The 25274-nt window shown below is 61.2% G+C and carries 22 protein-coding genes; 6 read left to right on the top strand and 16 right to left on the bottom strand.

The window, feature by feature from the left end; genetic code table 11:
* Position 1: 1 nt before the first annotated feature.
* Genes ACN0SO_RS20820 through ACN0SO_RS20810 form a run of 3 tightly spaced genes read right to left on the bottom strand, consistent with a single transcriptional unit; the run spans position 2 to position 2676 of the window.
* Positions 2-430, bottom strand: a complete 429-nt coding sequence (locus tag ACN0SO_RS20820; RefSeq protein WP_417680684.1) for an ASCH domain-containing protein — start codon at positions 428-430, stop codon at positions 2-4.
* A gap of 4 nt (positions 431-434) precedes the next feature.
* Positions 435-2042, bottom strand: a complete 1608-nt coding sequence (locus ACN0SO_RS20815) for a carboxyl transferase domain-containing protein (RefSeq protein WP_417680682.1) — start codon at positions 2040-2042, stop codon at positions 435-437.
* Position 2043: 1 nt separating this feature from the next.
* On the bottom strand, positions 2044-2676 hold the full coding sequence (locus ACN0SO_RS20810; protein ID WP_417680680.1) for a TetR/AcrR family transcriptional regulator: 633 nt from the start codon (positions 2674-2676) through the stop codon (positions 2044-2046).
* Positions 2677-2852: 176 nt separating this feature from the next.
* Here ACN0SO_RS20810 and ppk2 point away from each other — a divergent pair, with 176 nt between their 5' ends.
* Together ppk2 and ACN0SO_RS20800 are read left to right on the top strand one after the other, a co-directional pair.
* On the top strand, positions 2853-3761 hold the full coding sequence (gene ppk2 / locus ACN0SO_RS20805; protein ID WP_417680678.1) for a polyphosphate kinase 2: 909 nt from the start codon (positions 2853-2855) through the stop codon (positions 3759-3761).
* 97 nt (positions 3762-3858) lie between these two features.
* Complete coding sequence (locus tag ACN0SO_RS20800; RefSeq protein ID WP_417680676.1) at positions 3859-4872, top strand: Gfo/Idh/MocA family protein; 1014 nt, start codon at positions 3859-3861, stop codon at positions 4870-4872.
* Between the two features lie 81 nt (positions 4873-4953).
* Here the strand turns inward: ACN0SO_RS20800 and infC are convergent, their stop codons facing one another.
* Positions 4954-5493 (bottom strand): translation initiation factor IF-3, encoded by a 540-nt coding sequence (gene infC, locus ACN0SO_RS20795; RefSeq protein WP_417680932.1) that lies wholly within the window; start codon positions 5491-5493, stop codon positions 4954-4956.
* 349 nt (positions 5494-5842) lie between these two features.
* Here infC and ACN0SO_RS20790 point away from each other — a divergent pair, with 349 nt between their 5' ends.
* Positions 5843-6292, top strand: coding sequence for a translation initiation factor IF-3 (locus tag ACN0SO_RS20790; protein ID WP_417680674.1), 450 nt, complete (start codon positions 5843-5845; stop codon positions 6290-6292).
* Here the strand turns inward: ACN0SO_RS20790 and ACN0SO_RS20785 are convergent.
* Positions 6289-6663 (bottom strand): YkvA family protein, encoded by a 375-nt coding sequence (locus ACN0SO_RS20785; RefSeq protein ID WP_417680672.1) that lies wholly within the window; start codon positions 6661-6663, stop codon positions 6289-6291. The genes ACN0SO_RS20790 and ACN0SO_RS20785 overlap by 4 nt on opposite strands.
* A 162-nt stretch (positions 6664-6825) precedes the next feature.
* Between ACN0SO_RS20785 and ACN0SO_RS20780 the strand changes: the two genes are divergently transcribed.
* Positions 6826-7263 carry a DUF4399 domain-containing protein gene (locus tag ACN0SO_RS20780; RefSeq protein WP_417680670.1) on the top strand — a complete coding sequence of 146 codons (438 nt, stop codon included), beginning with the start codon at positions 6826-6828 and terminating at the stop codon, positions 7261-7263.
* Positions 7264-7438: 175 nt separating this feature from the next.
* Here the strand turns inward: ACN0SO_RS20780 and ACN0SO_RS20775 are convergent, their stop codons facing one another.
* Positions 7439-9076 carry an acyl-CoA dehydrogenase family protein gene (locus ACN0SO_RS20775; protein ID WP_417680930.1) on the bottom strand — a complete coding sequence of 546 codons (1638 nt, stop codon included), beginning with the start codon at positions 9074-9076 and terminating at the stop codon, positions 7439-7441.
* 221 nt (positions 9077-9297) lie between these two features.
* Here ACN0SO_RS20775 and ACN0SO_RS20770 point away from each other — a divergent pair, with 221 nt between their 5' ends.
* A complete protein-coding gene (locus ACN0SO_RS20770) occupies positions 9298-10167 on the top strand; it encodes a YihY/virulence factor BrkB family protein (RefSeq protein WP_417680668.1) in 870 nt (289 codons plus the stop codon).
* Between the two features lie 3 nt (positions 10168-10170).
* Here ACN0SO_RS20770 and ACN0SO_RS20765 read toward each other — a convergent pair whose 3' ends face one another.
* Positions 10171-11058, bottom strand: a complete 888-nt coding sequence (locus ACN0SO_RS20765; RefSeq protein ID WP_417680666.1) for a DMT family transporter — start codon at positions 11056-11058, stop codon at positions 10171-10173.
* A 236-nt stretch (positions 11059-11294) separates the two neighbouring features.
* On the opposite strand from ACN0SO_RS20765, the gene ACN0SO_RS20760 reads away from it, so the two are divergent.
* Complete coding sequence (locus ACN0SO_RS20760) at positions 11295-12482, top strand: NAD(P)/FAD-dependent oxidoreductase (RefSeq protein WP_417680664.1); 1188 nt, start codon at positions 11295-11297, stop codon at positions 12480-12482.
* A gap of 67 nt (positions 12483-12549) precedes the next feature.
* Here the strand turns inward: ACN0SO_RS20760 and ACN0SO_RS20755 are convergent, their stop codons facing one another.
* The 9 genes from ACN0SO_RS20755 to secA form a co-directional block, all read right to left on the bottom strand.
* Positions 12550-13953, bottom strand: a complete 1404-nt coding sequence (locus ACN0SO_RS20755) for a uracil-xanthine permease family protein (RefSeq protein WP_417680662.1) — start codon at positions 13951-13953, stop codon at positions 12550-12552.
* A gap of 239 nt (positions 13954-14192) precedes the next feature.
* Positions 14193-14990: an alpha/beta fold hydrolase gene (locus tag ACN0SO_RS20750; protein WP_417680660.1), complete on the bottom strand. Its 798-nt coding sequence runs from the start codon at positions 14988-14990 to the stop codon at positions 14193-14195.
* Between the two features lie 78 nt (positions 14991-15068).
* A complete protein-coding gene (locus ACN0SO_RS20745; protein ID WP_417680658.1) occupies positions 15069-16268 on the bottom strand; it encodes an adenylate/guanylate cyclase domain-containing protein in 1200 nt (399 codons plus the stop codon).
* Between the two features lie 60 nt (positions 16269-16328).
* Positions 16329-17831 carry a glycosyltransferase family 39 protein gene (locus ACN0SO_RS20740; protein WP_417680656.1) on the bottom strand — a complete coding sequence of 501 codons (1503 nt, stop codon included), beginning with the start codon at positions 17829-17831 and terminating at the stop codon, positions 16329-16331.
* Between the two features lie 10 nt (positions 17832-17841).
* On the bottom strand, positions 17842-18270 hold the full coding sequence (locus ACN0SO_RS20735) for a GtrA family protein (RefSeq protein ID WP_417680654.1): 429 nt from the start codon (positions 18268-18270) through the stop codon (positions 17842-17844).
* Positions 18267-19292 carry a glycosyltransferase family 2 protein gene (locus ACN0SO_RS20730; RefSeq protein WP_417680651.1) on the bottom strand — a complete coding sequence of 342 codons (1026 nt, stop codon included), beginning with the start codon at positions 19290-19292 and terminating at the stop codon, positions 18267-18269. The genes ACN0SO_RS20735 and ACN0SO_RS20730 overlap by 4 nt, the downstream gene beginning before the upstream one ends.
* Positions 19293-19463: 171 nt before the next feature.
* Positions 19464-21248, bottom strand: coding sequence for a B12-binding domain-containing radical SAM protein (locus ACN0SO_RS20725; RefSeq protein WP_417680649.1), 1785 nt, complete (start codon positions 21246-21248; stop codon positions 19464-19466).
* A 233-nt stretch (positions 21249-21481) separates the two neighbouring features.
* Positions 21482-22171 carry a hypothetical protein gene (locus ACN0SO_RS20720; RefSeq protein ID WP_417680648.1) on the bottom strand — a complete coding sequence of 230 codons (690 nt, stop codon included), beginning with the start codon at positions 22169-22171 and terminating at the stop codon, positions 21482-21484.
* Positions 22172-22331: 160 nt separating this feature from the next.
* Entirely contained in the window at positions 22332-25121 is a 2790-nt protein-coding gene (secA, locus tag ACN0SO_RS20715) for a preprotein translocase subunit SecA (protein ID WP_417680646.1), read from the bottom strand.
* Positions 25122-25274 lie beyond the last annotated feature (153 nt).

Raw genomic sequence — 25274 nt, 5'->3', positions numbered from 1 at the left:
GCTAACCTCCCTTCGGGCCGGGATGAAGGTCTTCGACGACCCTGAACCGCTCGCAGACCAGGTCCATTTCGGGATCGAAACCGCCGTTTCTTTCGAAATACGTTTGGTGGTCCCGTTGCCAGCCGGCAAGGTCATCGTTTTCCCCCTCGGCGAGGGCGAAGTCTTCGCCGACGTCGCAAAATTTACGGGTCGTGACATCCGTGGTTTCGATGACGAGAGCAGGCGAGCCATCCCAGTTCAGGGCGATGTCCCGGCGTCCGGTCACCGGCATGGCCTCGCCGCCGGTTTCGAAGCTGCGGAGTGCGTCGCATGTGGCCGTCTTCCTGCCTTCGCGGACGAGGGCGGTCAACCGGTCGCATAGGTCCGGTCCGTCCCCGAACCTGAAGGTTTGGGCGCCCGGATACTTCTGCTTCAACCGCTCGAGAGACATGACATCACATCCTGAACAGACCGAAGCGCGTGTCTTCGATCGGGGCGTTGAGGGCGGCCGACAGGGACAGGCCGAGAATGTCGCGGGTCTTGCGCGGATCGACGATGCCGTCGTCCCAGAGGCGGGCGGAGGCATAGAGCGGATGACCCTGTTCCTCGAACTGGTCGATGATCGGCTGCTTGAAGGCCGCCTCGTCTTCCGCTGACCAGGAGCCGCCCTTGCGCTCGATGCCGTCGCGGCGGACGGTGGCGAGCACGCCGGCGGCCTGTTCGCCGCCCATCACCGAAATGCGCGAGTTCGGCCAGGTCCACAGGAAGCGCGGGCTGTAGGCGCGGCCGCACATGCCGTAATTGCCCGCACCGAAGGAGCCGCCGACCAGCATGGTGATCTTCGGCACCTTGGTGGTGGCCACCGCCGTCACCAGCTTGGCGCCGTCCTTGGCGATGCCGCCGGCCTCGTATTTGCGGCCGACCATGAAGCCGGTAATGTTCTGCAGGAAGACGAGCGGCACCTTGCGCTGGGAACACAGCTCGACGAAATGGGCGCCCTTGACGGCACTCTCGGAGAAGAGCACGCCGTTGTTGGCGATGATGCCGACCGGCAGTCCGTGAATATGGGCGAAGCCGCAGACGAGTGTGGTGCCGTAGCGCGCCTTGAATTCGTCGAAGCGGGAGCCGTCGACGACGCGGGCAATCACCTCGCGGATGTCATAGGGCGTCTTCAGGTCGCCGGGCACGACGCCGAGAATTTCCTCCGGATCGTAGAGCGGGTCTTCCGGCGTCTGCCGTTCCACGCTTGTCGGCTTGATCCGGTTGAGGCTGGCGATCGCGCGACGGGCGAGGGCCAGCGCATGGGCGTCGTCGCGGGCGAGGTGATCGGCCACGCCGGACAGGCGCGTGTGGACGTCGCCGCCGCCGAGATCCTCCGCTGTGACTTCCTCGCCGGTTGCCGCCTTCACCAGCGGCGGGCCGGCCAGGAAGATCGTGCCCTGGTTCTTGACGATAATGGTTTCGTCCGACATGGCCGGCACATAGGCGCCGCCGGCGGTGCACGACCCCATGACGACGGCGATCTGGGCAATGCCTTTCGCCGACATATTGGCCTGATTGTAGAAGATCCGGCCGAAGTGATCCCGGTCGGGGAAGACCTCGTCCTGCTGGGGAAGGTTGGCGCCGCCCGAATCCACCAGATAAACGCAAGGCAGGTTGTTCTGCTCGGCGATTTCCTGGGCGCGCAGGTGCTTCTTCACCGACATGGGATAATAGGTGCCGCCCTTCACCGTGGCATCGTTGGCAAGGATCATGACCTCGCGGCCTTCCACCCGGCCGATGCCGGCGATCATGCTGGCCGAAGGTGCCGCACCGTCATACATGTCGTGGGCGGCGAGCATGCCGACTTCCAGAAACGGCGAACCCGGATCGAGCAGGCGGGAGACCCGTTCGCGCGGCAGGATCTTGCCGCGGGAGACATGGCGCTGGCGGGCGGTTTCGCCGCCGCCGTCGAGCGCGACCTGTGCGGCGGTGCGCACCAGCTCCAGGGCGTCCTCATGGGCCTTGCGGTTGGCCGCGAATTCGGCGCTGCGCGGGGATAGACTTGATTTAAGGATGCTCATGTCATCCGGCTCCCATGGGTTTCGATGGTGTATCGGGTGCCATGCACTTTCGCACCATCGTCAGATAAAGGGTTTCGATGTCTTGTCGGGAAAGGCCGCGGCCGGGCCGGTACCAGGTCGGTATGCCGGTCAGCATGGCGATGATGGCACGGGTGGCGACCTTCGGGTCGGCGACGGCATAGCGCCCGACCCTGACGCCGTCTTCCAGAATGTCGGAGAGGATCTTTTCGTATTTCTGCCTGGCGGCCTCGACCTCGGCGAAATTCTCCGGCTCCAGGTTGCGCAGCTCCATATAGGCGACGAACACTTCGTCGGCGCGCTCAAGGTGATAGCGGATATGGAAGCGCACGAAGGCGTCGAGCGGATCCTCGTCCGGAGACCGATCGGCGACGTCCCGCTCCCATGCCGCCAGCAGGTCGGCCATATGGGTCAGCATGAGATCCTTCAGGATGTCCTGCTTGGTCGGGAAATGATTGTAGAGGGCGCCCGGCTGGACGCCCACATCAGTCGCGATCTGGCGGATGGAGACGGCCGCATAGCCATGGCGTGCGAACAGCTTAAGCGCCGCCTCGCGCACGCGGCGCGCGGTCTGATCGCCCTTTCTGCGGGCCGGCTGTTCCGCCGCGACTTGCATGTCTTTTATGTCCTCCCGATTTCAAAAATAAATGAACGATCATTCATTTTCAACTGAAATCTGGTGAAGCAGGGGTGCAGCGCTCTAGCCGGAAGGGAAACTGTCAAAAAAGCTACACACAGACCCTGTTCACAGTACGATTGAGATCAAGCCAATCAGGATCGAAGGGAAGTGCGATGAGCGACGACAGTGCCAGGAGCTGGGTCGAGGCGGAATGGCAAGACAGCCTGGACGAAGAGCTGGAGATGGAGATCGACGACCTGCTGATCGCCAAGGATCTCGCCTTTATTTCCGAGTTGAAGCACAAGTCCTCGATCGACCGGAATACCTACTTTCACGAGCTGCTGCGGCTACAGGCCGAACTGGTGAAGATGCAGGACTGGGTCCAGCACAGCGGCGAAAAGCTGGTGGTCATCTTCGAAGGCCGCGATGCCGCCGGCAAGGGCGGAGTGATCAAGCGGATTTCTCAGCGGCTCAATCCCCGCGTCTGCCGCGTGGTGGCGCTGCCCGCGCCCACGGAACGGGAAAAGACCCAGTGGTATTTCCAGCGTTATGTTCCGCATCTGCCGGCCGCCGGCGAAATGGTCCTGTTCGACCGGTCCTGGTACAACCGCTCCGGCGTCGAACGGGTCATGGGCTTTGCGGACGAGCCCCAGGTCGAGCAATTCTTCAATGACGTCTCGGAGTTCGAGCGCATGCTGGTGCGGTCCGGCATCCGGCTGGTCAAATACTGGTTCTCGATCACCGACCAGGAGCAGCAGCTTCGCTTCCTGGTACGCATCCACGATCCGCTGAAACAGTGGAAGCTGAGCCCGATGGACCTGGAATCCCGCGTGCGCTGGGAGGACTACACCAAGGCGAAGGAAGAAACCTTCGAGCGGACCAACATCCCGGAAGCGCCCTGGTTCATCGTGGAAGGCAACGACAAGAAGCAGGCCCGGCTGAACTGCATCAGCCACCTCCTGTCGATGGTGCCTTACGAAGAAGTTCCCCATGATCCGATCACGCTTCCCGACCGGGTGTTCAACCCGGACTACGAGCGCAAGGTCCTGCCCGAGCATCTCTACGTGCCCAAGAAGTACTGATTTTTCTTCCCGGGCCTTGTCTGTCCGGTCGGGGCTTGCCATGACTGTTGTCCCAATCTGAGGGGCGTTCCTCAAAACAGTTTCATGGAGGCGGACAATGACGGGGCAGGCAAAATCCATTCGGTGGGGAATTCTGTCGACGGCGAAGATCGGATTGGAGAAATTCATTCCGGCCATCGGGCGTTCGCAAACCGGAACCACCCTCGCGATCGCGTCGCGGGACATGGCCCGCGCGAAAGCCGCCGCCACGGAGCTGGATATTCCGAAGGCTTACGGGAGCTACGAGGATCTGCTCGCCGATCCGGATATCGACGCGATCTACAATCCCCTGCCGAACCACATGCATGTGCCGCTGACGATCCAGGCGGTCGAAGCCGGCAAGCATGTCCTTTGCGAGAAGCCGGTTGCATTGAATGCGGAAGAGGCGCGCCAGCTCCTGGCTCTGCCGAAGGACCGGCTGGTCGCCGAAGGCTTCATGGTGCGCGCCCATCCGCAGTGGATCCGGGCGCGGGAGATCGTCCGGTCCGGCGAACTGGGCGAGCTTCGCGCGATCCAGTCGTTTTTCAGCTACTACAACGCCGATCCCGGCAACATCCGCAACATGGCCGACATCGGCGGCGGCGCGCTTCTGGATATCGGCTGCTATCCGATGGTGGCGGCACGCTATTTCTTCGAGGCGGAGCCGAGGCGGGCAATCTCTCTGATCGACCGGGATCCGGTCATGAAGACCGACCGTCTGTCCAGCGGGATCCTGGATTTCGGCGAGGGGCGCCGGCTCGATTTCACCGTGTCGACCCAGATGGTTCCCTATCAGCGGATCAATCTGTGCGGCACGAAAAAGCGCCTGGAGATCGTGATCCCCTATAACGCTCCTCAGCAGCAGGAGGTGGTCATCCGTCTCGACGACGGTTCTATCCTAGGCGATGGGGCGGCGACTTCCGAGACGATCCCGGCGAGCGATCAATATGCCGAACTCGTCGATACGTTCGGCCGCTCGATCCTGGGAGACATCAAGCTCCCCTACGGACCCGAAGACGCCGTCCAGAACATGGCCATCCTCGATGCCCTGTTCGCCTCGGAAAAAACCGATGGCTGGGTGATGATCGGATAACCGATACCGGACAAACGAAAACCCCGCCGATTGGCGGGGTTTGCATTTCAAACGGACACTCATCCGCAGCGGTTGATCCGCTTATTTGATCGGTGCGAGGATCATCACCATCTGTCGGCCTTCAAGCCTGGGATGGGCTTCGACCTTGGCGATTTCCGCCGTTTCCTCGCGCACCTTGTTCAGGAGCTTCATGCCCAGGTCCTGGTGGGCCATTTCGCGGCCACGGAACCGGAGCGTCACCTTAACCTTGTCGCCGTCGTTGAAGAACCGCAGCATGTTTTTCATCTTCACCTCGTAGTCGTGGGTGTCGATGTTCGGACGCATCTTGATCTCCTTGATCTCGACGGTCTTCTGCTTCTTGCGGGTTTCGGCAGCTTTTTTCTGCGCCTGGTATTTGTAGCGGCCATAGTCCAGGATCTTGCAGACTGGCGGCTGCGCGTTCGGCTGGATCTCTACCAGGTCGAGACCTGCTTCCATGGCGATATCCATGGCCTCTTCGGTCGGAATAATGCCCCTGTTGGAGCCTTCATGATCGATCAGCTGGACTTCGCGAACGCGAATTTCTTGGTTGGTGCGCGGGCCTTCCTTGGTCGGGGGCGGGGCGCGGAACGGACGGCGAATGGTCGCTAACTCCTCTAACGTTGCTGTTACGTGCTCGAATATAATACCTGCCGGGACGATACACCAACAACCCCGCACGCGAGCGCCGAGGTTGACAGGTCATCGGATGCCGGACAAGGCAGTCCTAGAAAATCCGGCGAAACGGGCGAAATGTCAACCGGATTCGGCGATTCGGCGTCGTTCGGGGTCAATTGTTTTCGTCTTCGACTACACTTCATGAGCGTTGTGGCGGCGCAACGCATAGTACCGGGTTTTTGTCGGTCAGGCATTTGAATTTCATAATCTTGCTCTTTAGATGTGGCATCCGAAAGGTCGCTGCTTCGGCGCACCGGATAAAAGGAAACCAATCATGGTTCACGGCGGCAAACTGGTCTGGCAGATCCTTCGGATCGTTTGCGGCTTCATAGCGGGTGTCCTGGCGGCCGGCGTCTTCCTTTCCTGGGGCCTGTTCCAGACCGGCGGACCGGATCAGGATCCGATTGCCTTTGCGGCGATGCTCGGCACCGGGCTCGTGACGGCAAGCGTGTTGGGCAGCCTTGCGTTCGTTCCCGCAGCCGTGGCCATCGTCCTGGCCGAGGCACTCGCCTGGCGGGGGATTATCTATCACCTGGCGGCGGCCGGCCTGATCGCACTTGGACTGTGGACACTCGGCAACGAGACGATGGCATCCGGACCGCGGCCCGGTACGGCGGTGGCCCTCGCCGCAGGGTTTTTCGGCGGTTTGGTCTATTGGATCATTGCCGGGCGAAGCTCCGGCCAGTGGCGTTCGAAAAAGCCGGAAAGCCCGAATCCGCTCTAAATCTCGTCGTCTTCAAGGGCCTTGCGGGCCGCTTCATAGTGCTCGTCACGGATGTGGCTCCGGATCAGGGCGATCGAGGCCAGGAGGACGGCCGCGTCGTCGCCGAAACCGATGCCGAGCAGAATGTCGGGAATGCCGTCCAGCGGCAGCACGAAATAGGCAAGCGCGGCAATGGCCGTGGTCCGCACCTTGCGGGGTGTGGCGGGATCGAATGCGCAATAATAGGTGGCAAGGACGTCGTCCATGAAGGGGATCTGCCTTGCGGCCTTGCGCACGGTTCTTGCCAGCCTGTCGCGGACGGTCCGGCGCTGCTCTTCTTCCGGCCCGAGGATTTCGGGATCGAAGTTGAGATCGTCAAACGGCGACGTCATGATGCTGTCCAATCCTTGGGGTCATGCTCACAAGATAGGAGCGGCAAGGGGTGCCTTCAAGCGTTTCCTCCTTTTGGCAATCATGCGAGGATGCCGGCTCCCGCAAGGGAACATGCCGTGGGTCAGGAGTTGTCTTTTGTAGAAGTGCCTCAGGAGGGGACTATGTTTGAAGTCAGGAATTTATTTGCGATCGCCGCGCTTGCGGCATTTCTGGCGCCGGTTTCGGTTCAGGCCGGCGAAACGCCGGCACCCGAAGGCGCCAAGGTCTATTTTATCAATCTGAAGGACGGCGACACGGTCGCCAATCCGGTCAAGATCCAGTTCGGCCTGTCCGGCATGGGCGTCGCTCCGGCTGGGGTCGAGGACAAGAAGAACACCGGCCATCACCATCTGCTGATCGATACCACTCTGGAGGGCGAAGCGCTTAACGAGCCGATCCCGTCCGACGACCAGCATCGCCATTTCGGCGGCGGCCAGACGGAAACGAGTGTCGAATTGCCGGCCGGCCCCCACACCCTGCAACTCGTGCTGGGCGACTGGAGCCACATTCCCCACAACCCGCCGGTGATGTCGGAACGGATCACGATTACCGTGAAATAGCGGTTAGGGACCATTGGACGAATAAAAACGGTCCGGTGTAGGAACGTTTCGCAAAGAAATTGATGACGCCCCTGCCACATACTCCCGTCTCCCCCTCAAGGGGGGAGACAGGAGCAAGGGGCACGATCATTTGTCGTTCAGCTTCGCTGTGGCACACGCTTTCGCTTCGTCATGCTCAGTTCACCGCGCGGGTGTCGAGGATGCGCCGGGCGATGACCTGGGCCTGGATTTCGGCGGCGCCCTCGAAGATGTTGAGAATGCGGGCATCGCACAGCACGCGGGAGATGGCATATTCCAGTGCAAAGCCGTTGCCGCCGTGGATCTGCAGGGCGTTGTCGGCCGCCGCCCAGGCCACACGGGCGCCGAGGAGCTTGGCCATGCCGGCCTCCAGATCGCAGCGGCGCCCGGAATCCTTCTCCCAGGCGGAGAAATAGGTGAGCTGGCGGGCGATCATCAGTTCTACCGTCATCAGGGCCAGCTTGTCGGAGACGCGCGGGAAGTCGATCAGCGGCTTGCCGAACTGGATGCGTTCCTCCGCGTAGCGCAGGCCCAGATCGAGCGCGCATTGGGCCACGCCGAGCGCGCGGGCGGCCGTCTGGATGCGGGCGCCTTCGAAGGTCTGCATCAGCTGCTTGAAGCCCTGGCCTTCCTCGCCGCCGAGCAGGTTTTCCGCCTTCACCTCGAAACCGTCGAAGGCGATCTCGTATTCCTTCATTCCACGGTAACCCAGCACCTCGATCTCGCCGCCGCTCATGCCCTCGGCCGGGAACGGGTTCTCGTCCGTTCCGCGCGGCTTTTCGGCCAGGAACATGGACAGGCCCTTGTAGCCGGGCTCGTCCGGATTGGTGCGCGCCAGAAGGGTCATGACATCGGCGCGGACCGGGTGGGTGATCCAGGTCTTGTTGCCGGAGACCTTCCAGACGTCGCCGTCCTTCACGGCGCGGGTCTTCAGGGAGGCCAGGTCGGAGCCGGTGTTCGGTTCGGTGAAGACGGCGGTGGGCAGGATCTCGCCCGACGCGATCTTCGGCAGCCACTTCTGTTTCTGCTCTTCCGTGCCGCCGCACAGGATCAGTTCGGCGGCAATTTCGGAGCGGGTGCCGAGCGAGCCGACGCCGATATAGGCGCGCGACAGTTCCTCGGAGACGACGCACATGGATTCCTTGCCGAGGCCGAGCCCGCCGTATTCCTCCGGAATGGTCAGGCCGAACACGCCGAGTTCCGACATCTGCTCGATCACCTCCAGCGGGATGTAATCGTTCTTCAGATGCCATTCGTGGGCGTGAGGGGTAACGTTGTCCTCGGCAAACCGGCGCATTTCGTTGCGGATCTGCTCGTAGGTCTCGTCGAGCCCGGTCTCGCCGAAGGTCGACTTGCCGGCCTGGTGGCGGATCAGTTCCGCGATCCGGTGACGGATTTCCGGCGTGCTGCCGGCCGCGATCAGCTGGTCGATCTCGGCCGTACGGACGTCCGCTATGTCATCCATCGTCAGTCCGAGGTCCGTCAGACGGACGATCTCGCCCTGGTTCATCGGAATGCCGCCGAAGATCTGCGCCAGATATTCGGCAAAGCCGAGGCGGACGATCAGGTTTTCCAACTCGCCGTATCGCGACTGTTCGGAAAGGCGGCTTGCATAGGCGTCGAGCTGGCGCAGGGACTCCACATAGGTCGCTAGCCAGGCAAGCCCGTGGGTCGCGCGCTGTTCGCGTTCCATGGCCGCCGACGAGATCCGGCCGTCATCCAGAACCTTTGCCCGGACCTGGCGCGCCGCCATGTCGAGCAGCCGGTCGAGGCTGGAGACGGCGCTCGCCGTCATTTCGGAAAAATTGGTTCCCGGCTCTTGGATCGGCACGGTTGCAGTCGACATTTACGCCACTCCGTTTTCATTCGTTGCTTATTATATCCCGAATTCGCAGCTATGTTGCGTTGCAGCAGGTCATTTGTCGAGCCGATATTTCTTCGCCTTTCGGTGCATAGGCTTTTGGTGACCAGGGTCCTTTTGTTGACCTTTGCCTCCGGTACGGGCACATCAGATTCATGAACTGGAAAAACTGGGCTAAGGCGACGTATCAGGTCCTCAAGGACGTCATTGGGCATTTCAATCGCGACGACGGGTTCGCCATGGCAAGCCATGTGGCCCTGTCGGCGCTGCTGGCGGTGTTTCCACTTCTGATCTTCATCGCGGCCCTTGCCGGTTTCTTCGGATTCGGGGACGCGGCGACACGGGCCTCCGATCTGGTCTTCGAAGCCTGGCCACAACGGGCGGCCGAACCGATCGTGCGCGAGATCCACCGTGTCCTGACCGTGCCGCGCGGCGACCTTCTGACCTTCGGTGCCATCGCCGCGCTCTGGTTTGCCTCAAACGGCATCGAGGCCATGCGGGCCGCGCTCAACAGGGCCTATCGCCAGCGGGAGACGCGGAATTTCATTCTCCTGCGGCTTCAGGCGCTGGTGCTCGTTGTCCTCGGGGCCATCGTCCTGATCGTCTACACGTTTCTGGTGGTGCTGGCGCCGTTGGTGCTGTCAGGTGTGGAGGCCTGGGTGCCGGCGGTGAAGCCGTTCATCGTGTCGATCGATATCGCCCGCTATGCAGTTGCGGGCTCCCTGCTGATCATTGGCCTGATTTGCATTCACTGGCTCCTGCCGGTCGGTAAACGAAGGTTCGTCGACCTCCTGCCGGGGATCTTTGCCACGCTGGTGATGTGGATGGTATCGGGGGCCGCCTTCGGTGCCTATCTGGCGACTTTCGCGAATTATGTGTCCACCTACGGCGGCCTGGCCGGGATCATGACCGCCCTGGTGTTTCTCTACATCTGTTCCATGATGTTCATTCTGGGCGGAGAACTCAATGCCGCGATCATCCGCCAGAGAACCATCATGCGGGAGCGGGCGTCAAAAAGCTTCTGATCCTCAGGCGGGTTTCACGCCCGCCGGCTTGCGGCGGATCACCAGCACGGCCAGGACGATCAGGGCCATGCCTGCGATCTGAACAAGCGTCAGCGTTTCGCCGAACAGGAAATAGCCTTCGATCGTGGTTGCCACCGGCACCAGGTAAAACAGGGATGCGACCTCCGAGACGGCACCCTGCCGGATCAGGAACATCAGCAGCAGGATGGCGCCGATCGACAGCACTAGGGTGAGCCAACCGAGCGCGAACAGGAATTCGCCCGACCAGATGACGGTCCAGCTTTCGGTAAAGGCCACCGGAACGGTGACGAGGAGAGCCCCGATATATTGCCAGAAGGTGGCCGCCATCAGATCCGTGGTCGGCACGAAGCGCTTCTGATAGATCGTGCCGAGGCTGATCGCCACGACGGCGGCAAAGGCAGCTGTTATGGTTTCGGCGTCGATGCCCGATCCCGCCTCGCCCAGTTTCGGTCCGAGCACCAGGAGAAGACCCAGGCCCCCCATGACGATTCCGCCCCAGTGTTTGGGCAGGATCCTTTCGTGGAGCAGGGGGGCAGCGGCCAGAACGGTCAGCACCGGCTGAAGCCCGACGACGATCGCGCTCGCGCCGGCCGGCATGCCCTTGTGGACCGCCCAGAAGACCCCGCCGAGATAAATCCCGTGCACGAGCATGCCTGTGACGATGCAATGAACGATCGCCCGGACACAGGTCGGCCAGCGCGCGCCCATAATGACTGCAATGCCCGCGATCAGAGGTAACACGGCCGCGAAACGGATGCTGAGAAACACCATCGGATCTGCGTAAGGCGAGCCCAATTTGGAGCCGATGAAGCCGGTCGACCACAAGAGCACGAAGACGCCGGGAGCGACGAGGATGAGGATCCGTTTCAAGAGAAGTCCGGTCGATTGGAGACGTTAAGCGGGAGAAACTTGATAGACCGCGCAGCCATGAAGTGCAATCGATTGCTCATCGCTGCCATTGGCGGTGATATGCAGGGTCCGGTGAATTCCGGAGTTTCAAATGATGCGTTTTCTGCAATTGTGACGCGGCGTTGTGTCTGTCTGGCGAAGGCGGGAAAGCCGTGCTAGGTGATGAGCAAACAAGATCAAACAAGAGGCGGAGCGGGATGCAGGAAACGATCGTCATAGTAGGAGCAGGACAGGCCGGGGCACAGGTGGCGCAGTCGTTGCGCCAGGGCGGCTATGAAGGGCCGATCCGACTGATCGGTGATGAACCTTACGCCCCCTACCAGCGTCCCCCGCTGTCAAAGAAGTTCCTGCTGGGCGAGATCGGCCCGGAAGGCCTGTGGCTGCGCCCGCCCGCGTTCTACACGACGCAGAAAATCGACCTGATCCCGGATACGACGGTGGTGTCGATCGACCGCGCCTCGAAGCGGATCGCATTCGGAAATGGTGATACGCTCGGCTACGACAAGCTGATCCTGACCACGGGGACCAAGGCCCGGTCCATTCCGCTCGAAGGCGCCGATCTGGACGGGGTGATGACCCTGCGCACCATCACGGATGTGGATGCGATCCGCGCCAAGCTGGAGGGCAAAAGCAATCTGGTGATCGTCGGTGCCGGCTATATCGGCCTGGAGGTCGCAGCGGTTGCCAAGTCTCTCGGCAAATCCGTAACCGTGGTGGAGGCGCTGGACCGGCCGATGAAGCGTGTGGTTTCGCCGGTGGTTTCCGATTACTTCACGAAACTGCATCGGGCAAAGGGTGTCGATCTGCGCCTGAATACGGGTGTGGAAGGCTTTGTCGGCGAGGGAACCGTTTCCGGCGTGCGGATTGCGGGCGGAGATGTCCTGCCGGCCGATCTGGTTCTGGTTGCCGTCGGCGCGGAACCGAACGACGGTCTGGCGGCCGCTGCCGGCCTTGATGTGGACAACGGGATCATCGTCGACGGCTGCGGCCAGACCACTGACGAGGCGATCTACGCCGCCGGCGATTGCACCCGGTTCTTTTCAAACCGCTATGGCCGGTCGGTGCGCATGGAAAGCGTGCAGAATGCCATCGATCAGGCGAAGGCGGTAGCGCAGGCCCTTCTGGGCGAAGAGGACGTCGATTACGATCCGCTGCCCTGGTTCTGGTCGGACCAGTACGACATCAAGCTGCAGATCGCGGGTCTGTCGGATGGCTATGACGACACGAAGGTTGTCGGTTCTCAGGACGCCAACAAATTCTACGTGGCTTATCTGAAGGACGAACAGCTGATTGCCGTGGACAGCATCAATTCGCCGCGGTCGCATATGATGGCCCGCCGGACGATCGGCGAAATGTGGCGTGATGATTTGCTGCCTGAAGCCTGACGTCGGGACGCCTTAAAAGTGATAAAAAACGCCCGCGCAATGCGCGGGCGTTTGCTTTTTATGGCCCTCAATCCTTTGTCGAATGTCCGGCAAGGCCACCGGAGATTTCTTCCGTCTGTTCTTCGGTGACGTCTTCCGGCAGAACGAGATTGAGAATGATCGCCAGGAAAGCGGACGGAAGCAGGCCGGACGACAGCAGCACCTTGGCGGTTCCCGGCAGATGCTGCAGGGCGCCGGGCTCGAGCTGCAGGCCGAGGCCGATGGACAGCGATACGGCGAAGATCACCATGTTGCGCCGGGTCCAGTTGACGTCGGACAGCATGGAGACGCCGGCAGCGACCACCATCCCGAACATGACGATCACACCGCCGCCGAGAACCTGGATCGGCACGGTGGAAATTGCGGCGCCGACCTTGGGAATGAAACCGGCAAGGATCAGGAACAAGGCGCCGATGGTCACCACGTGGCGGCTCATGACGCCGGTGATGGCGATCAGGCCGACGTTCTGGCTGAAGGACGTGTTGGGCAGTGCTCCGAAAACACCGGCAATCGCCGAACCGAAACCGTCCGCGTAAGTGGCACCGGTGATTTCCTTGTCGGTCGCCTCGCGTCCCGCTCCACCCTTTGTGATGCCGGAGACGTCGCCGACCGTTTCAATGGCGGAAATGATCGCCATCAGACAGAAACCGATCACCGCGGCCAGGGAGAATTCGAAGCCGAAGTGGAACGGATCGGGGAGGGCAAAAGGTGCCGCGCGTTCCACATTGCCGAAATTCACCATTCCCATAGCGAAGGCGACGACATAGCCGACGATCAGGCCGATCAGGATCGCCGAGACGGACAGCATGCCCTTGGCGAAAAACTTGAAGCCGAGGGTGACGACGATCACCACCAGGGCCACGGACCAGCTCTGCAGGTTACCGTATTCCGGCTTGCCGATGGCGGGAACACCGCCGGCGGCATACTGGATGCCGACCTTGACCAGCGCCAGTCCGATCATCGTGACGACAAGACCGGTGACCAGCGGCGGCAGGGCAAAGCGGATCTTGCCGATAAAAGGCGCCAGGCAGGCATGGAACAGGCCGCCGATCATGACGCCGCCCATCAGCACCGCCATGGCGTCGATGCCCTTGCCGGCAACCAGCGGAATCATGATCGGAATGAAGGCGAAGCTGGTTCCCTGGACAATGGGCAGGCGGGCGCCGACGGGGCCGAAGCCGATCGTCTGGAACAGGGTCGCCACCCCGGCAAACAGCATGGACATCTGGATCATGTAGATCATGTCCGGGAAGTTGGGCGAGTTCGACCCGAACCCGAAACCGGCCGCACCGGCCACGATGATGGCCGGCGTCACGTTGCTGACGAACATGGCAAGCACATGCTGGATCCCGAGCGGAACCGCCTTTGCCAAAGGCGGCGTGTAATTGGGATCCTTGAGTTGGGCTGCTGTTCCCAAAGAACTGGATGTCATTAATGCTCCTTCGTCCGGGCCGCACGAAGTACCCCCTTCAGCCTTTCGGCCTGCCCCCGGAACTTTACCGTTTATTAACCGGCTTATTAGGGCCGTTTTTTTAGGCAAGAACAATCTTGAGGCGGTGGTCGGAGGGAGGTTTTTGTCGGGCGGTCGGGAAAACCGGCCTTTTTCCGCAGGAAAGTTCGCCGCGAAATCGCTTTCGGATTTCCTGCCGCCCGCCTTTTATCGTTCGCGAATCAGACGCAAGCCGTGTTCTGGAGTATCAGCCGGGTGACTTCCTGCGGAATTTCCAGATGGGGCATATGGCCGACCCGTTCGAAGATGTGGGTGGCAACGGTGCCCGGCAGCTTGTGGGCCTGCCGGGTCGGCAGCACCCGGTCCTGCGTTCCCCAGACGACCTTGATCGGCATGGGCAGGGCGGCAAGTTCTGTCCGCGGCAGGGTCTTCTGGGTGGTGCCGTCGATGATCTCGTCGGCTATGGCTGCAAGTGTTGCCGCCGCTCCGGGCCGGGCGCGGGATTCAGCCGCGGTTCGCGCGAGAAGGCGGGGCAGCTTGAATTCCCAGCCGAAGAACTGCTCCATCAGCATTTCCATCTCGTCCGGGCTGGTCGCAGCCGCGTAACGGCGCAGGAGCTTGTGATTGATTTCCGGGCCGAAGCCGCCGGGGGCGAGCAAGGTCAGGCTGGCGATCCGCTCCGGTGCGCGCAATGCAATCAGGGCCGCGATGGCCCCGCCCATGGAATGGCCGACCAGATGGACCTTTTCCAGCTCAAGCGCGTCCAGCGACTGGCTGACCGCCTTGGCGGCGATGCCGGCGTTGCCGATCCGCGGCCAGTCCAGCGCGTCGCCATGACCGGGCAGGTCGAAAGCGATCGAGCGGCGGGCCGGGGCAAGGGCTGTCTGGAGGTTCAGCCAGGTCGCCTTGTCGCCGCCGAAACCGTGCAGGAGAACGACCGGTGTGTTCTCCGCAGCTTCAGGCCCTTTCTGGTCGTGATAGGGCAAGTGGGCCGGTGCGGTCGGGCGAAGGTCGGTCATGACAGGTCCTGGAGCGTGATTTCGAGTGGTGCGGGCAGGCGCTGCCAAGGCAGACGCACGGCCCGGAGGATCAGTTGTTTAGCGGACGGGGTTCAGGGAAAACAAGGGGCGTTTGGAGGCAAAGCCGGTCAATTCGAAAGACCCGACAGGGTCCTGCCTGTCCGGCACGAGGTCGGCGATGTCCCGGGTCATCAACGTCTCTACTCCGACGGCCTTGGTCAGGGCCTCGATCCGGGCGGCGGCGTGGACGGTCTGACCGATGACGGAGAAGGTCAGCCGGGTGGACACGCCGATGTTGCCGAACATCACGTCGCCGACGGAAAGGGCCATGCCCACTTTCAGCGGATGCTTTTCTTCACCGGTCCGGTTGAGGGCTTCCAGCCGATGCCGGACCTCGTCGGTGGCCGCAATCGCCCGGCGGCCGGCTTCCTCCAGGCCCAGGTTGCTGATCGGAAAGATGCCCAGGACCGCGTCGCCGATGAAATCGAGGACCTCACCGCCTTCCTTGAGGACCGCGCCGGCAGTGGCTTCGAAGTATGTGTTGAGAAACTTCAGATACCCGTCCGGCCCGAGATCCTCCGCGATCGAGGTCGAATTGCGCATGTCGCAATAGAAGATCACGGCCTTGATGGTTTCGCCGTCGCCGTGGCGGATCTGGCCGCTGAGAACCTTGGAGCCGGCCCAGGTGCCGAGATAGGTCTCGGCGATCGTTTTGGTGATCTGGGCTTCCAGATTGGCTCGGGCTGCCAGCGCCAGACGCTTCTGGATATAGTGGATAGCGTGCAGGGCATCGTCCGGAAAGCCGCCCGGTTTCCGTGTGGCCCAGCTGACGATGATGCCGGTTTTGCCCTCCATGTCCGCAATGGCAGGCATGTCGAAATGAACCTTGATGGCCAGGTAATCCGTGTAGCCCGCCTCGGCCAGATCCCGGCAGACCGGGTAGTCGTGCTCCGCATTTGCCTGCTCCAGGCGTCGCCTGAGCGTCGGTTCGTCACTGTCCAGAAGGGCCCGCATCGGGCTTGTCATCCAGGCTTCGTTGCCTGATTCGGCATGCTCGATCCGTTCGTGGCGGACCGCTTCGCCGGCCTGCCAGAACGCGATCTCCGAGCGGATCAGCGGGTGAAGGGTCGCCCAGGCAAGCATGGCCCGGTCCACCGGCACGCGGCAGTCACGCAGGCGCTGGCACATTTCGCCGAACATGTCGGGAACCAGGGCGGACCCGAGCGCCTGCTCGATCAGCCAGTCCTCCACCGCGTCGATATCTTGCATGTTCACCATGGGCGCCACGTTAAATTGGTTTTTTATCGTTCGCTACGGCGAGTTGAAGGGACGTTGAATTTAATCAGGCCCGATGTCCGCGACCTTGCCCGGCGGCACGATGACCCAGTTCAGGGTGACCGGGCGCATGGTGTTGGAAGCGGCGGTGTGAAAGCTCCTGGAGCCTTGTCGGGTCGTCGTCGGGTAGAGGCGATGGAACATGGGCGGCACCTCCGGCCCATCTCCTGTCCAGACCAGCAGCACGCCTTTTTCCTGCACGTCTTCCATGTCGATCCACGGACTTAAGGCCGGATCGTGATCGAGGAACATGGAGGGGCGGCTCGGGGCGAACAGGGTCAGGTGGGCGGCCGGCCACATCTCTCCGGCAACATAGGCGAGCGGCGTGCCTGTTTCCTTCCGCCATTCGTCGGAGAGGAAAAGGGCGGTCTCGCGGCCCGGATAGTGGATCCGGGAAAGCTTTTTCTTCCAAAGGGGTTCAAGCAGCGCCTGACCGGTGATGACGCCGAGAAATATCGCCTGGATGAGCGTTGCCGTGACGAAGGCCCGTTTCGGGGAACTCCAGTCCACAGGCACCCGGAATGCGGTGACGGCGAGGATGCCCGACAGCACGAACATGGGCGTTCCCCACATCTGCTTGAACTCGCTGCCGGTCACGGCGGATGCCAGCAGCACGACGCCGAGCGGCAGGAAGGCGAACCAGAGCAGGAAGAGAGTGTCGGAGCGGTTTTCCAGTTTTGGGGCCGGGAGCTTCAGCCGGAGTTTTTTCAAGGTCGCAAGGCTGAAGCCGGCGAGAGCGACCAGGAACAGGCCCGCGTGATTGGCGATCTGGGCGCCGAGGAAGTTGACCGGGTTATAGAGGTGATCGGTCCAACCCGATGCCTCATGGCTGCGGCTTGCGGCGTATTTGAAGGTGATGAAATCGGTCTTGACCAGCCAGGCCAGATGCGGCGCGAAGGCCAGCAGGCAGACGAGGGCTGCGAGCCAGGGACCGGGCGTCATCACGTGGCGGCGGGCGGAGGGAAACACCAGCGCATAAAGGCCGATAGCGCCAATCAACAGTGCGACAAAATATTTGGTGTAAAGGCCGAAGGCGGCCAGCAGCCCCAGGATCGCCCAGTCGATGAGCCGGCCTTTTTCCAGCGCCCGGTGAAAGAACAGGATCATGCCCGCCCAGACCGGGATCTGCAGGATGTTCGGATTGAATTCCGGTGCGGGCAGGGTGAAGTAGAAGGTGACACTGGTCAGGACAATCGCCCAGAACGCCTGCTGTGCGGTCAGGCCAAAGCGGCGTGCCAGATGCCAGATCGCAAGATAGCCGAGGCCGATGGAGATCTGGCTGAGCCAATAGGCCCCGTAGGCCTTGCCGCCGGTCAGATGAAAGCTCAGTTCCAGGAGCCACGCCTGCATCGGAGGATGCTTGGTGTAGCCGAGCGCCATCTCCCGTCCCCAGGCAAATCCCTCCACCACGTCGAGCGGCGGATTGGGGAAGAACAGGGAGGGGATCAGCACCCAGAGCAGGCAGAGCGTCAGGCCATACACAAAGGCGGAGCGTTCGGCGGACATCAAGACAGACTCACAAGCTGCGCTGGGGTGCGGAGAAGGCCCAGAAACGCGCGCCCAGGAACGTGAGCGCGGGGACCACGGCAATTGCGAACAGGATCCCGAGCGTGTCCGGCCAGGGGGTGAAGGCAAGCCAGCTGGCGAGCACGCCGGAGTTCAGCGCGAAACCGCTGATCGCCAGCAGAAAGAACCGGCGCATGCGCCGGACTGTCTGCCCGGGCGTATGGGTTGCCGCGAAGCTCCAGAAATGATGGCCGCTGAAGGAAACGGCGAAGGCGACCAGGAAGCCGACGATGTTGGCGGGAAAGGCGGCCAGGAGGTTCGTGTTCAGGAGTGTCACGGCAACGCCGGCATGGGTCGCCGTGGCGATAGCGCCGACCACGGCGAACCGGCCCGCCATGCCGGCCTCGGCGACGACCTTGCTCTTCGCGGTTCGGGTCACTTCGCCGATGCCTTCTTCTTTTCAGGGTCTTTGCCTTCGATCACGTCCTGGACCAGATAGACGGGGCGCTGTTTGGCTTCGTTGAACAGCCGGGCGACATATTCGCCGATCATGCCGATGGACAGAAGCTGGATGCCGGAGAAGAACAACAGGCCGACCATGAGCGAGGCATAGCCAGGAACATCGATGCCATAAACCAGCACACGGATGATCAGATAGAGCGCATAGGCAAAGGAAAGGGCTGCCACCAGCGCGCCGCCATAAAGCCAGATGCGCAGCGGCATGGTGGTGAAGCCGGTCAGGCCGTCGATGGCGAAGTTCCAGAGTTTCCAGTAATTCCACTTGCCCTCGCCGGCGCGCCGCGGCGGGCGTTCGTAAGGCAGGGCCATTGCCGGGAAACCGACCCATGCGAACAGCCCCTTCATGAAGCGGTTGCGTTCGGGAAGCTTCAGTAGCGCGTCGACGACGACCCGGTCGATGAGGCGGAAATCCCCGGCATTGGCGGGCATGTCGATATTGGCGAGGCGGTTGAACAGCCGGTAGAACAGATCCGCCGAGCCGCGCTTCATCAGCGTGTCGGAGGAGCGGTCGACCCGGAGCCCGTAGACGACGTCATAGCCGGCGCGCCAGCCGTCGAGCATACGCGGAATGAGATCGGGAGGATCCTGCAGGTCGACGTCGATGATGACGACGACATCACCTTTGGCATGCTCCAGCCCGGCGGACAGAGCCGCCTCCTTGCCGAAATTGCGCGACAGGCCGATGAGCCGGCCCGGCAGGCTGCCGTCCAGATGTCCGGAGATCAGATTGGCCGTGTTGTCCCAACTGCCATCGTCGATAAAGACATATTCGTAGGGCAGGTCCAGCGGATCGAGCACCGCTCTTGTGTCGTTCAGGAAGTGATCGATCACGTCTTCTTCGTTGAAGACCGGTACGACGATGCTGATGAGGGGGGCTTCCGGGCGGGTTTCAACGCGCCGCCGCAGATAGGGGGTGCTGTCTTTTTCAATCATCTCGCTCATGCATCAAACCGGTCGTCGCCCGTCAGTCAGGATTTGGGCTGGCTGCGCCTGCGCCTTGCCTACTCCGGTTTTAGGCAAATGTCACACGGGAACACCGGACACCGTTAAACGGCACCGGCTTCATTGCGGATGGGGACTGCTCCCGGTGGGCGCGAATTCCCTTGGGCAGGCCTATTGCGCGGCGTCCAGCGGCGCTGCGTCTTTCGAGCGCGAGTCGCTGAGGATTTCCTTCTGCCGTTTGGCCTTGGCGACCGCGGCACGGGAAGAGTCGTTCAGGTCGAACATTTCCAGGCTTTCCTCCTCGCCCTCGACGACGGGCCTGATGGCGAGGTCGGTGTAATTCCGGTTGCTCTTGTCCTTCTGGATCCGCATGCGCATGCGGTTCAGCTTCCAGGCATAGGCGCCGAATTTCACATACTTGATCAGGCTTTCGACGGCGAAGGCCGGATAGAACAGGAACGACGGGGTCCGCTTGAAGCCCGGACGGCGCTCCTGCGGATCCTTCAGTCGCAGATAGCCGCATTGCTGCGGATGGACGCCCTCGAAATGCATGGCCCCGTAGATCTGCAGGCACATGCGCCAGACGCGGACCGGCTTGATGCCATAGGCCATGTTCCGGCGCATCAGGGTCTCGATATGCTCGTCCGTGTAATACCAGTCCCAGATATCCTCGTAGGTCTGCTGCCAGAGCTCCTTGCTCATCTTCGGGTGCTCGATGGTGGCGTGTTCGAGGTCATAGCGGTTGAGATCGGGATCGAGCCAGGTGCCCTTTTCGTAGAGCACCTTGTGATCTTCGGAGCCGGGCAGGGGCGTGAGCATAGTGAACTCGAGAACGTCGACCGGCAGCTCCCGTTTTACCAGTTCGATGTCGCGCCGGATGCTTTCCGGCGTGTCGCTCGGCAGGCCCATGATGAAGCCGGCATAGGTCATGATGCCGTGCTCCTTCCACATCTGGAACATTCTGCGGTATTCCGTGATCCGGTTCTGGCCCTTCTTCATGTGGGCCAGGTTCTCCGGGTTGATGCTCTCCAGGCCGATAAAGACATTGGTGCATCCGGCCCTTGCCGCCTTTTCGATGAAATTCGGCAGCCGGTGGGCGAGCGTGTCGACCTGGATCAGGAAGCGGATGCTGATGCCCTCGTTTTCGCGCAGCTCGATGATCCGGTCGAAGATCGGCTCCCAGTTCTTGTTGCGGGCGAAATTATCGTCGGTGATGAAGAACGAGTGGATGCCCTGGGCATGGTTGGCACGGATCAGGGTTTCGATGTCGTCCGCGTCGCGCCAGCGCGATTTCCGGCCCTGCACGTTGATGATGGTGCAGAAGGAACACTGGAACGGGCAGCCGCGTCCGGCATCGAAGGAAGACGTCTTGCCGTCGTATTTCCTGACAATGCTCTCCGGCAGGATCGGCGCCACCTGATGCTGCAGGCCCGGCAGGTCATTCATCTTGTTGTAGACCGGCTGCAGCTTGCCCTCGTAGGCCTCCTTGAGGAAGTCGTCGAAACACTCCTCAACCTCACCGGCAAAGAGCGTCACGCCCAGATCGAGGGCGTCCTGAAGATCCTGCGGAAGGTCTTTCAGCATGGAAATGCAGCCGGACACATGGAAGCCGCCGATGGCGACGGTTATGCCTTGGGCGCGCAGTTTCTTCGCGATGTCCATGGCGCGGGGGTACTGGTTCGACTGAACGCCGACGAGGCAGACGATCCCCTTGTTGTCATTGGACTTGATCGTGCGGGCAATCCGGTCGAGCGGAAGGCGCATGGTCATTTCGTCATAGGCGTTGACGACAACGTCGACATCCTCGCCCAGCACCTTGCGGTTGGCGCTGTCCTGCGCGATCGCGTAGAGGCAGGCCATCGAGTTCGAAGGAATCCACGCCTTCCACCACTGAAGAACATAGCCGTCATTGTCATAATGAGACGGCTTGATGATCTCTATATGGAAATTCCCCATGTCCGATTGCCCTTTGTTTGCAGCACCGGATCGTCAGTTCATCTCATCAACGGCTTTGTCTCGCCGACTTCCTGCCGTCTTGAGCTTGCCTGTCCAGCTAAAGATTTCCCTGACTTAGCGTAATGGGGGGTGGTATTTGCATCAAGCGGCAAATGTTCAGACGGGAGGCCGAATGCCGTTAAACGTCTTTGTTGTGATGTTGAAAATGCGCAATCACAGGCGGCCGGGTGCGTTTAGCCCAATTTTTTGATGAAAAAGAGCCACGCATCCATTTGGACATTGGACTTGTAGGTCTTTACGACTTTGATCGAAATGCTGAATCCGAACCAATCGCAGAGCACATAGGGCATGACAGTTGGTCTGACACCGAACGGATCCATACCGGAGGCGCCTTTGGGACCATGCGCTTCCGTATGCTCGAGAACGACATAGCCGCCTGTGTGAACCTGCCCCAACCAGGACGTCAGTGCTTTCCTGGGATTCCAGCCCTGGTCAAGCGAGTTGGAGTACACAAAATCAAACTGACCGAGCCAATCGGGATTTTCATCATGGAAATCCCATTGGACACTGTTTTCGAACTGGGTCGCGGTGTCCGAAATATCGGTGCCGATGCAATCAAATGAGTAAGTGTCGCGGAAAAAGGCCTGTTCGAAACCGTTGCGGGAGCCATGGCAGAGCCCCTTCAAATCGGATCTTCCGTACAGCTTCTTCAATTCCTCGGCGATGACGCCCAAAGTCTCTTCGTCTGCCCAGACGTTCGAAAGTTTTTGCTTGTTATAGTAAGTTTGTATGTCTCGATATTGTTCGTAGCTTTCGTATTCGTGCAGGTAGAAATCGACAAGTTCATCCTTGTCGACGATTTTCTTGTCGAATCGATCGAGTAATTTGTTCGCTCTCTTTATGATCGACTTTGCTAAGTGCATTTTTCCCCGCTCAGGCCCGCGTAGGCTTCTTGTTATAACTTTATAAATCGCCGATCGAATTTCGCTTTTGGAAGCGAGCCTGATAACTTAGGGTAAGTTATCAGGCTTTGAATTCAGTCAGGTCGACCCGCATCCGACATGGTGCACGCAGCAAGAGAGATCAGTTCAACGCCCCGTGGCAATGCTTGTACTTTTTGCCGGAGCCACACGGACAGGCCTCGTTGCGGCCGACCTTGCCCCAGGTGGACGGGTCCTCGGGGTTGCGCGCTCCGCTAGGCGCCGGCGCCGCCAGCTGGGCATCGGCCAGTGCCAGTTCGTCCAAACCGGTCGTCGCGTCGACATGGTGGGCGTGCATTTCCGGCAGGTCTTCTTCCGCGAAGGCGGGCGCCTGTTCCTGAACCATTTCGACCCGCATCAACTGCGCGGTCGTCATCTGGCGGAGCTGGGACAGCATGGCCTCAAACAGGGTAAAGGCTTCGGTCTTGTATTCCTGCAGCGGGTCGCGCTGGGCGTATCCGCGGAAACCGATGACCGAGCGCAGGTGATCGAGGTTCGACAGGTGATCGCGCCACAGGTGATCGAAGGTCTGTAGCAGGATCGCCTTTTCCACATAGCGCATCATGGCGGGGCTATATCTGGCGACTTTCTGCGCCATGGCCTCGTCCGCGGCGCGGCGGAGACGATCCTTGACCTCTTCCTCCGCAATGCCTTCCTCCGCGGCCCAGTCCTTGATCGGCAGGTCCATGTTGAGGATATTCCGGACCTCTTCCTGCAGGCCTTCGGTATCCCATTGCTCAGGATAGGCGCGTTCGGGGATGTGGCGGGCGACGAGGTCCTCGATCACGTCGTGACGCATGTCGGCCACGGCTTCCTGGATGGCCTCTCCGTCCATGAGTTCGACGCGCTGCTCGAAGACCACCTTGCGCTGGTCGTTCATCACGTCGTCGTACTTGAGCACGTTCTTGCGCATGTCGAAGTTGCGGGCCTCGACCTTCTGCTGCGCTTTTTCCAGGGCCTTGTTGATCCAGGGGTGGATGATGGCCTCGCCTTCTTCAAGCCCGAGCTTCTGCAGCATGGAATCCATGCGTTCGGAGCCGAAGATGCGCATCAGGTCGTCCTGCAGCGACAGGAAGAACTTGGAGTGACCGGGATCGCCCTGACGGCCGGAACGGCCGCGCAGCTGGTTGTCGATCCGGCGGCTTTCGTGCCGCTCGGTGCCGATCACGTAAAGGCCGCCGGCGGCGAGCGCTCTTTGTTTGAGTGCTTCGACGTCCGCACGGATGGCGGCGATCCTGGCATCGCGCTCTTCGCCTTCCGGAACGTCGGCGAGTTCGCGCTCGATGCGCAAGTCGGAATTGCCGCCGAGCTGGATATCGGTGCCGCGGCCGGCCATGTTGGTGGCGATGGTCACAGCACCCGGCAGGCCTGCCTGGGCAATGATGAAGGCTTCCTGCTCGTGATAGCGGGCGTTCAGGACCGCGAAGATCTTTTCCTGCGAGCTGCCCTGGTCGCCGTTATAGAGCGGAGCAAAGGCGTCGGGATCGGTCACGTCGATCTGCCTGTAGCCGTGCTTCTTGAGAAGCTCCGCCAGATATTCCGATTTCTCGATCGAGGTGGTGCCGACCAGGATCGGCTGACCCCGTTCCTTGCAATCGTCGATCAGCTTGACGATCGCGTGGAATTTTTCCTCAGCCGAGCGGTAGACCTCATCGTCGTCGTCGATACGGGAAACCGGCATGTTGGTCGGGATCTCGATCACGTCGAGGCCGTAGATATCCATGAATTCATCCGCTTCGGTCGAGGCCGTACCGGTCATGCCGGCCAGCTTGTCGTACATGCGGAAGTAGTTCTGGAAGGTGATGGACGCGAGCGTCTGGTTTTCCGGCTGGATGCGGACCTTTTCGCGTGCTTCGAGCGCCTGGTGCAGGCCTTCGGAGAACCGGCGGCCCGGCATCATGCGGCCGGTGAATTCGTCGATGATGACCACTTCACCGTTGCGGACGATATAGTCCTTGTCGCGCTGGAACAGCTTGTGCGCCTTCAGCGCCTGCTGCAGGTGGTGCACGACGGAGACGTTTTCGACATCGTAGAGCGACTCGCCTTTCAAGAGGCCGGCTTCGCCGAGAAGCTTTTCCAGCTTTTCGTTGCCGGCTTCGGTGAAGTGGGTCGAACGCTGCTTTTCGTCGAGCTCGAAGTCTTCGTCCGTCAGATGCGGAATGAAGGCGTCGACGGTGTTGTAGAAGTCCGAACGGTCCTCGAGCGGGCCGGAAATGATCAGCGGGGTACGGGCCTCGTCGATCAGGATGGAATCGACTTCGTCGACGATCGCATAGGCATGGTCGCGCTGAACCATGGACTCGCGTTCGTGCTTCATGTTGTCGCGCAGATAGTCGAAGCCGAATTCGTTGTTGGTGCCGTAGGTCACGTCAGCGGCGTAGGCATCGCGGCGCTCTTCATCGGACAGGCCATGGGTGATGCAGCCGACGGACAGGCCGAGGAAGCGGTAGACCTGTCCCATCCAGTCGCTGTCGCGCTGGGCGAGATAGTCGTTGACGGTGACCACGTGGACGCCGCGTCCGGTCAGTGCGTTCAGATAGACCGGCGCGGTGGCGACAAGGGTCTTGCCTTCACCGGTACGCATTTCGGCGATCCGCCCGGAATTCAGGACCATGCCGCCGATCAGCTGGACATCGTAGTGGCGTTGCCCGAGTGCCCGTTTCGCGGCTTCGCGAACGGTTGCGAAAGCGGGAACCAGGAGATCGTCCAGAGAAGTTCCGTTCTTGTACTGCTCGCGAAACTGGTCGGTTCGGGCGCGCAATTCGTCGTCCGATAGTACCTCTATTTCCGGTTCGAGCGCGTTGATCTGTTCGACCGTTGCCCGGAATGATTTTACCTTGCGGTCATTGGCGGAACCGAAAATCTTACGTGCTAAAGCGCCAAGGCCAGCCATGTGGCGGTCCTTCCCCTGTTGGGCGGCGACCAATAGACAGTGTCAGGCGCCAGCCCATGAAATCGTCTCAATTGCTGTCCACTTTCTCCTGATTGTGCCAGTGCACAAGCAGAAAACTCGCGGCGAAGGTCATGCCCGAACCCGAAAGCCGGG

It is taken from the genome of Roseibium sp., from assembly GCF_048260565.1.
Taxonomy (GTDB): Bacteria; Pseudomonadota; Alphaproteobacteria; order Rhizobiales; family Stappiaceae; genus Roseibium.
This window is presented reverse-complemented; position numbering and strand designations above follow the sequence as displayed.

Excerpts from the sequence above, each read along its gene's own strand:
- ACN0SO_RS20770 (WP_417680668.1), top strand. The coding sequence starts at position 9,298 with ATGAACTGGAAAAACTGGGCTAAGGCGACGTATCAGGTCCTCAAGGAC.
- ACN0SO_RS20775 (WP_417680930.1), bottom strand. The coding sequence starts at position 9,076 with ATGACGGCGAGCGCCGTCTCCAGCCTCGACCGGCTGCTCGACATGGCG.
- secA (WP_417680646.1), bottom strand. The coding sequence starts at position 25,121 with ATGGCTGGCCTTGGCGCTTTAGCACGTAAGATTTTCGGTTCCGCCAAT.
- ACN0SO_RS20820 (WP_417680684.1), bottom strand. The coding sequence starts at position 430 with ATGTCTCTCGAGCGGTTGAAGCAGAAGTATCCGGGCGCCCAAACCTTC.
- ACN0SO_RS20780 (WP_417680670.1), top strand. The coding sequence starts at position 6,826 with ATGTTTGAAGTCAGGAATTTATTTGCGATCGCCGCGCTTGCGGCATTT.
- ACN0SO_RS20745 (WP_417680658.1), bottom strand. The coding sequence starts at position 16,268 with ATGGTGAACATGCAAGATATCGACGCGGTGGAGGACTGGCTGATCGAG.
- ACN0SO_RS20740 (WP_417680656.1), bottom strand. The coding sequence starts at position 17,831 with ATGTCCGCCGAACGCTCCGCCTTTGTGTATGGCCTGACGCTCTGCCTG.
- ACN0SO_RS20725 (WP_417680649.1), bottom strand. The coding sequence starts at position 21,248 with ATGGGGAATTTCCATATAGAGATCATCAAGCCGTCTCATTATGACAAT.
- ACN0SO_RS20785 (WP_417680672.1), bottom strand. The coding sequence starts at position 6,663 with ATGACGTCGCCGTTTGACGATCTCAACTTCGATCCCGAAATCCTCGGG.
- ACN0SO_RS20750 (WP_417680660.1), bottom strand. The coding sequence starts at position 14,990 with ATGACCGACCTTCGCCCGACCGCACCGGCCCACTTGCCCTATCACGAC.
- ACN0SO_RS20730 (WP_417680651.1), bottom strand. The coding sequence starts at position 19,292 with ATGAGCGAGATGATTGAAAAAGACAGCACCCCCTATCTGCGGCGGCGC.
- ACN0SO_RS20755 (WP_417680662.1), bottom strand. The coding sequence starts at position 13,953 with ATGACATCCAGTTCTTTGGGAACAGCAGCCCAACTCAAGGATCCCAAT.
- ppk2 (WP_417680678.1), top strand. The coding sequence starts at position 2,853 with ATGAGCGACGACAGTGCCAGGAGCTGGGTCGAGGCGGAATGGCAAGAC.
- ACN0SO_RS20790 (WP_417680674.1), top strand. The coding sequence starts at position 5,843 with ATGGTTCACGGCGGCAAACTGGTCTGGCAGATCCTTCGGATCGTTTGC.
- ACN0SO_RS20815 (WP_417680682.1), bottom strand. The coding sequence starts at position 2,042 with ATGAGCATCCTTAAATCAAGTCTATCCCCGCGCAGCGCCGAATTCGCG.
- ACN0SO_RS20810 (WP_417680680.1), bottom strand. The coding sequence starts at position 2,676 with ATGCAAGTCGCGGCGGAACAGCCGGCCCGCAGAAAGGGCGATCAGACC.
- ACN0SO_RS20720 (WP_417680648.1), bottom strand. The coding sequence starts at position 22,171 with ATGCACTTAGCAAAGTCGATCATAAAGAGAGCGAACAAATTACTCGAT.
- ACN0SO_RS20800 (WP_417680676.1), top strand. The coding sequence starts at position 3,859 with ATGACGGGGCAGGCAAAATCCATTCGGTGGGGAATTCTGTCGACGGCG.
- ACN0SO_RS20760 (WP_417680664.1), top strand. The coding sequence starts at position 11,295 with ATGCAGGAAACGATCGTCATAGTAGGAGCAGGACAGGCCGGGGCACAG.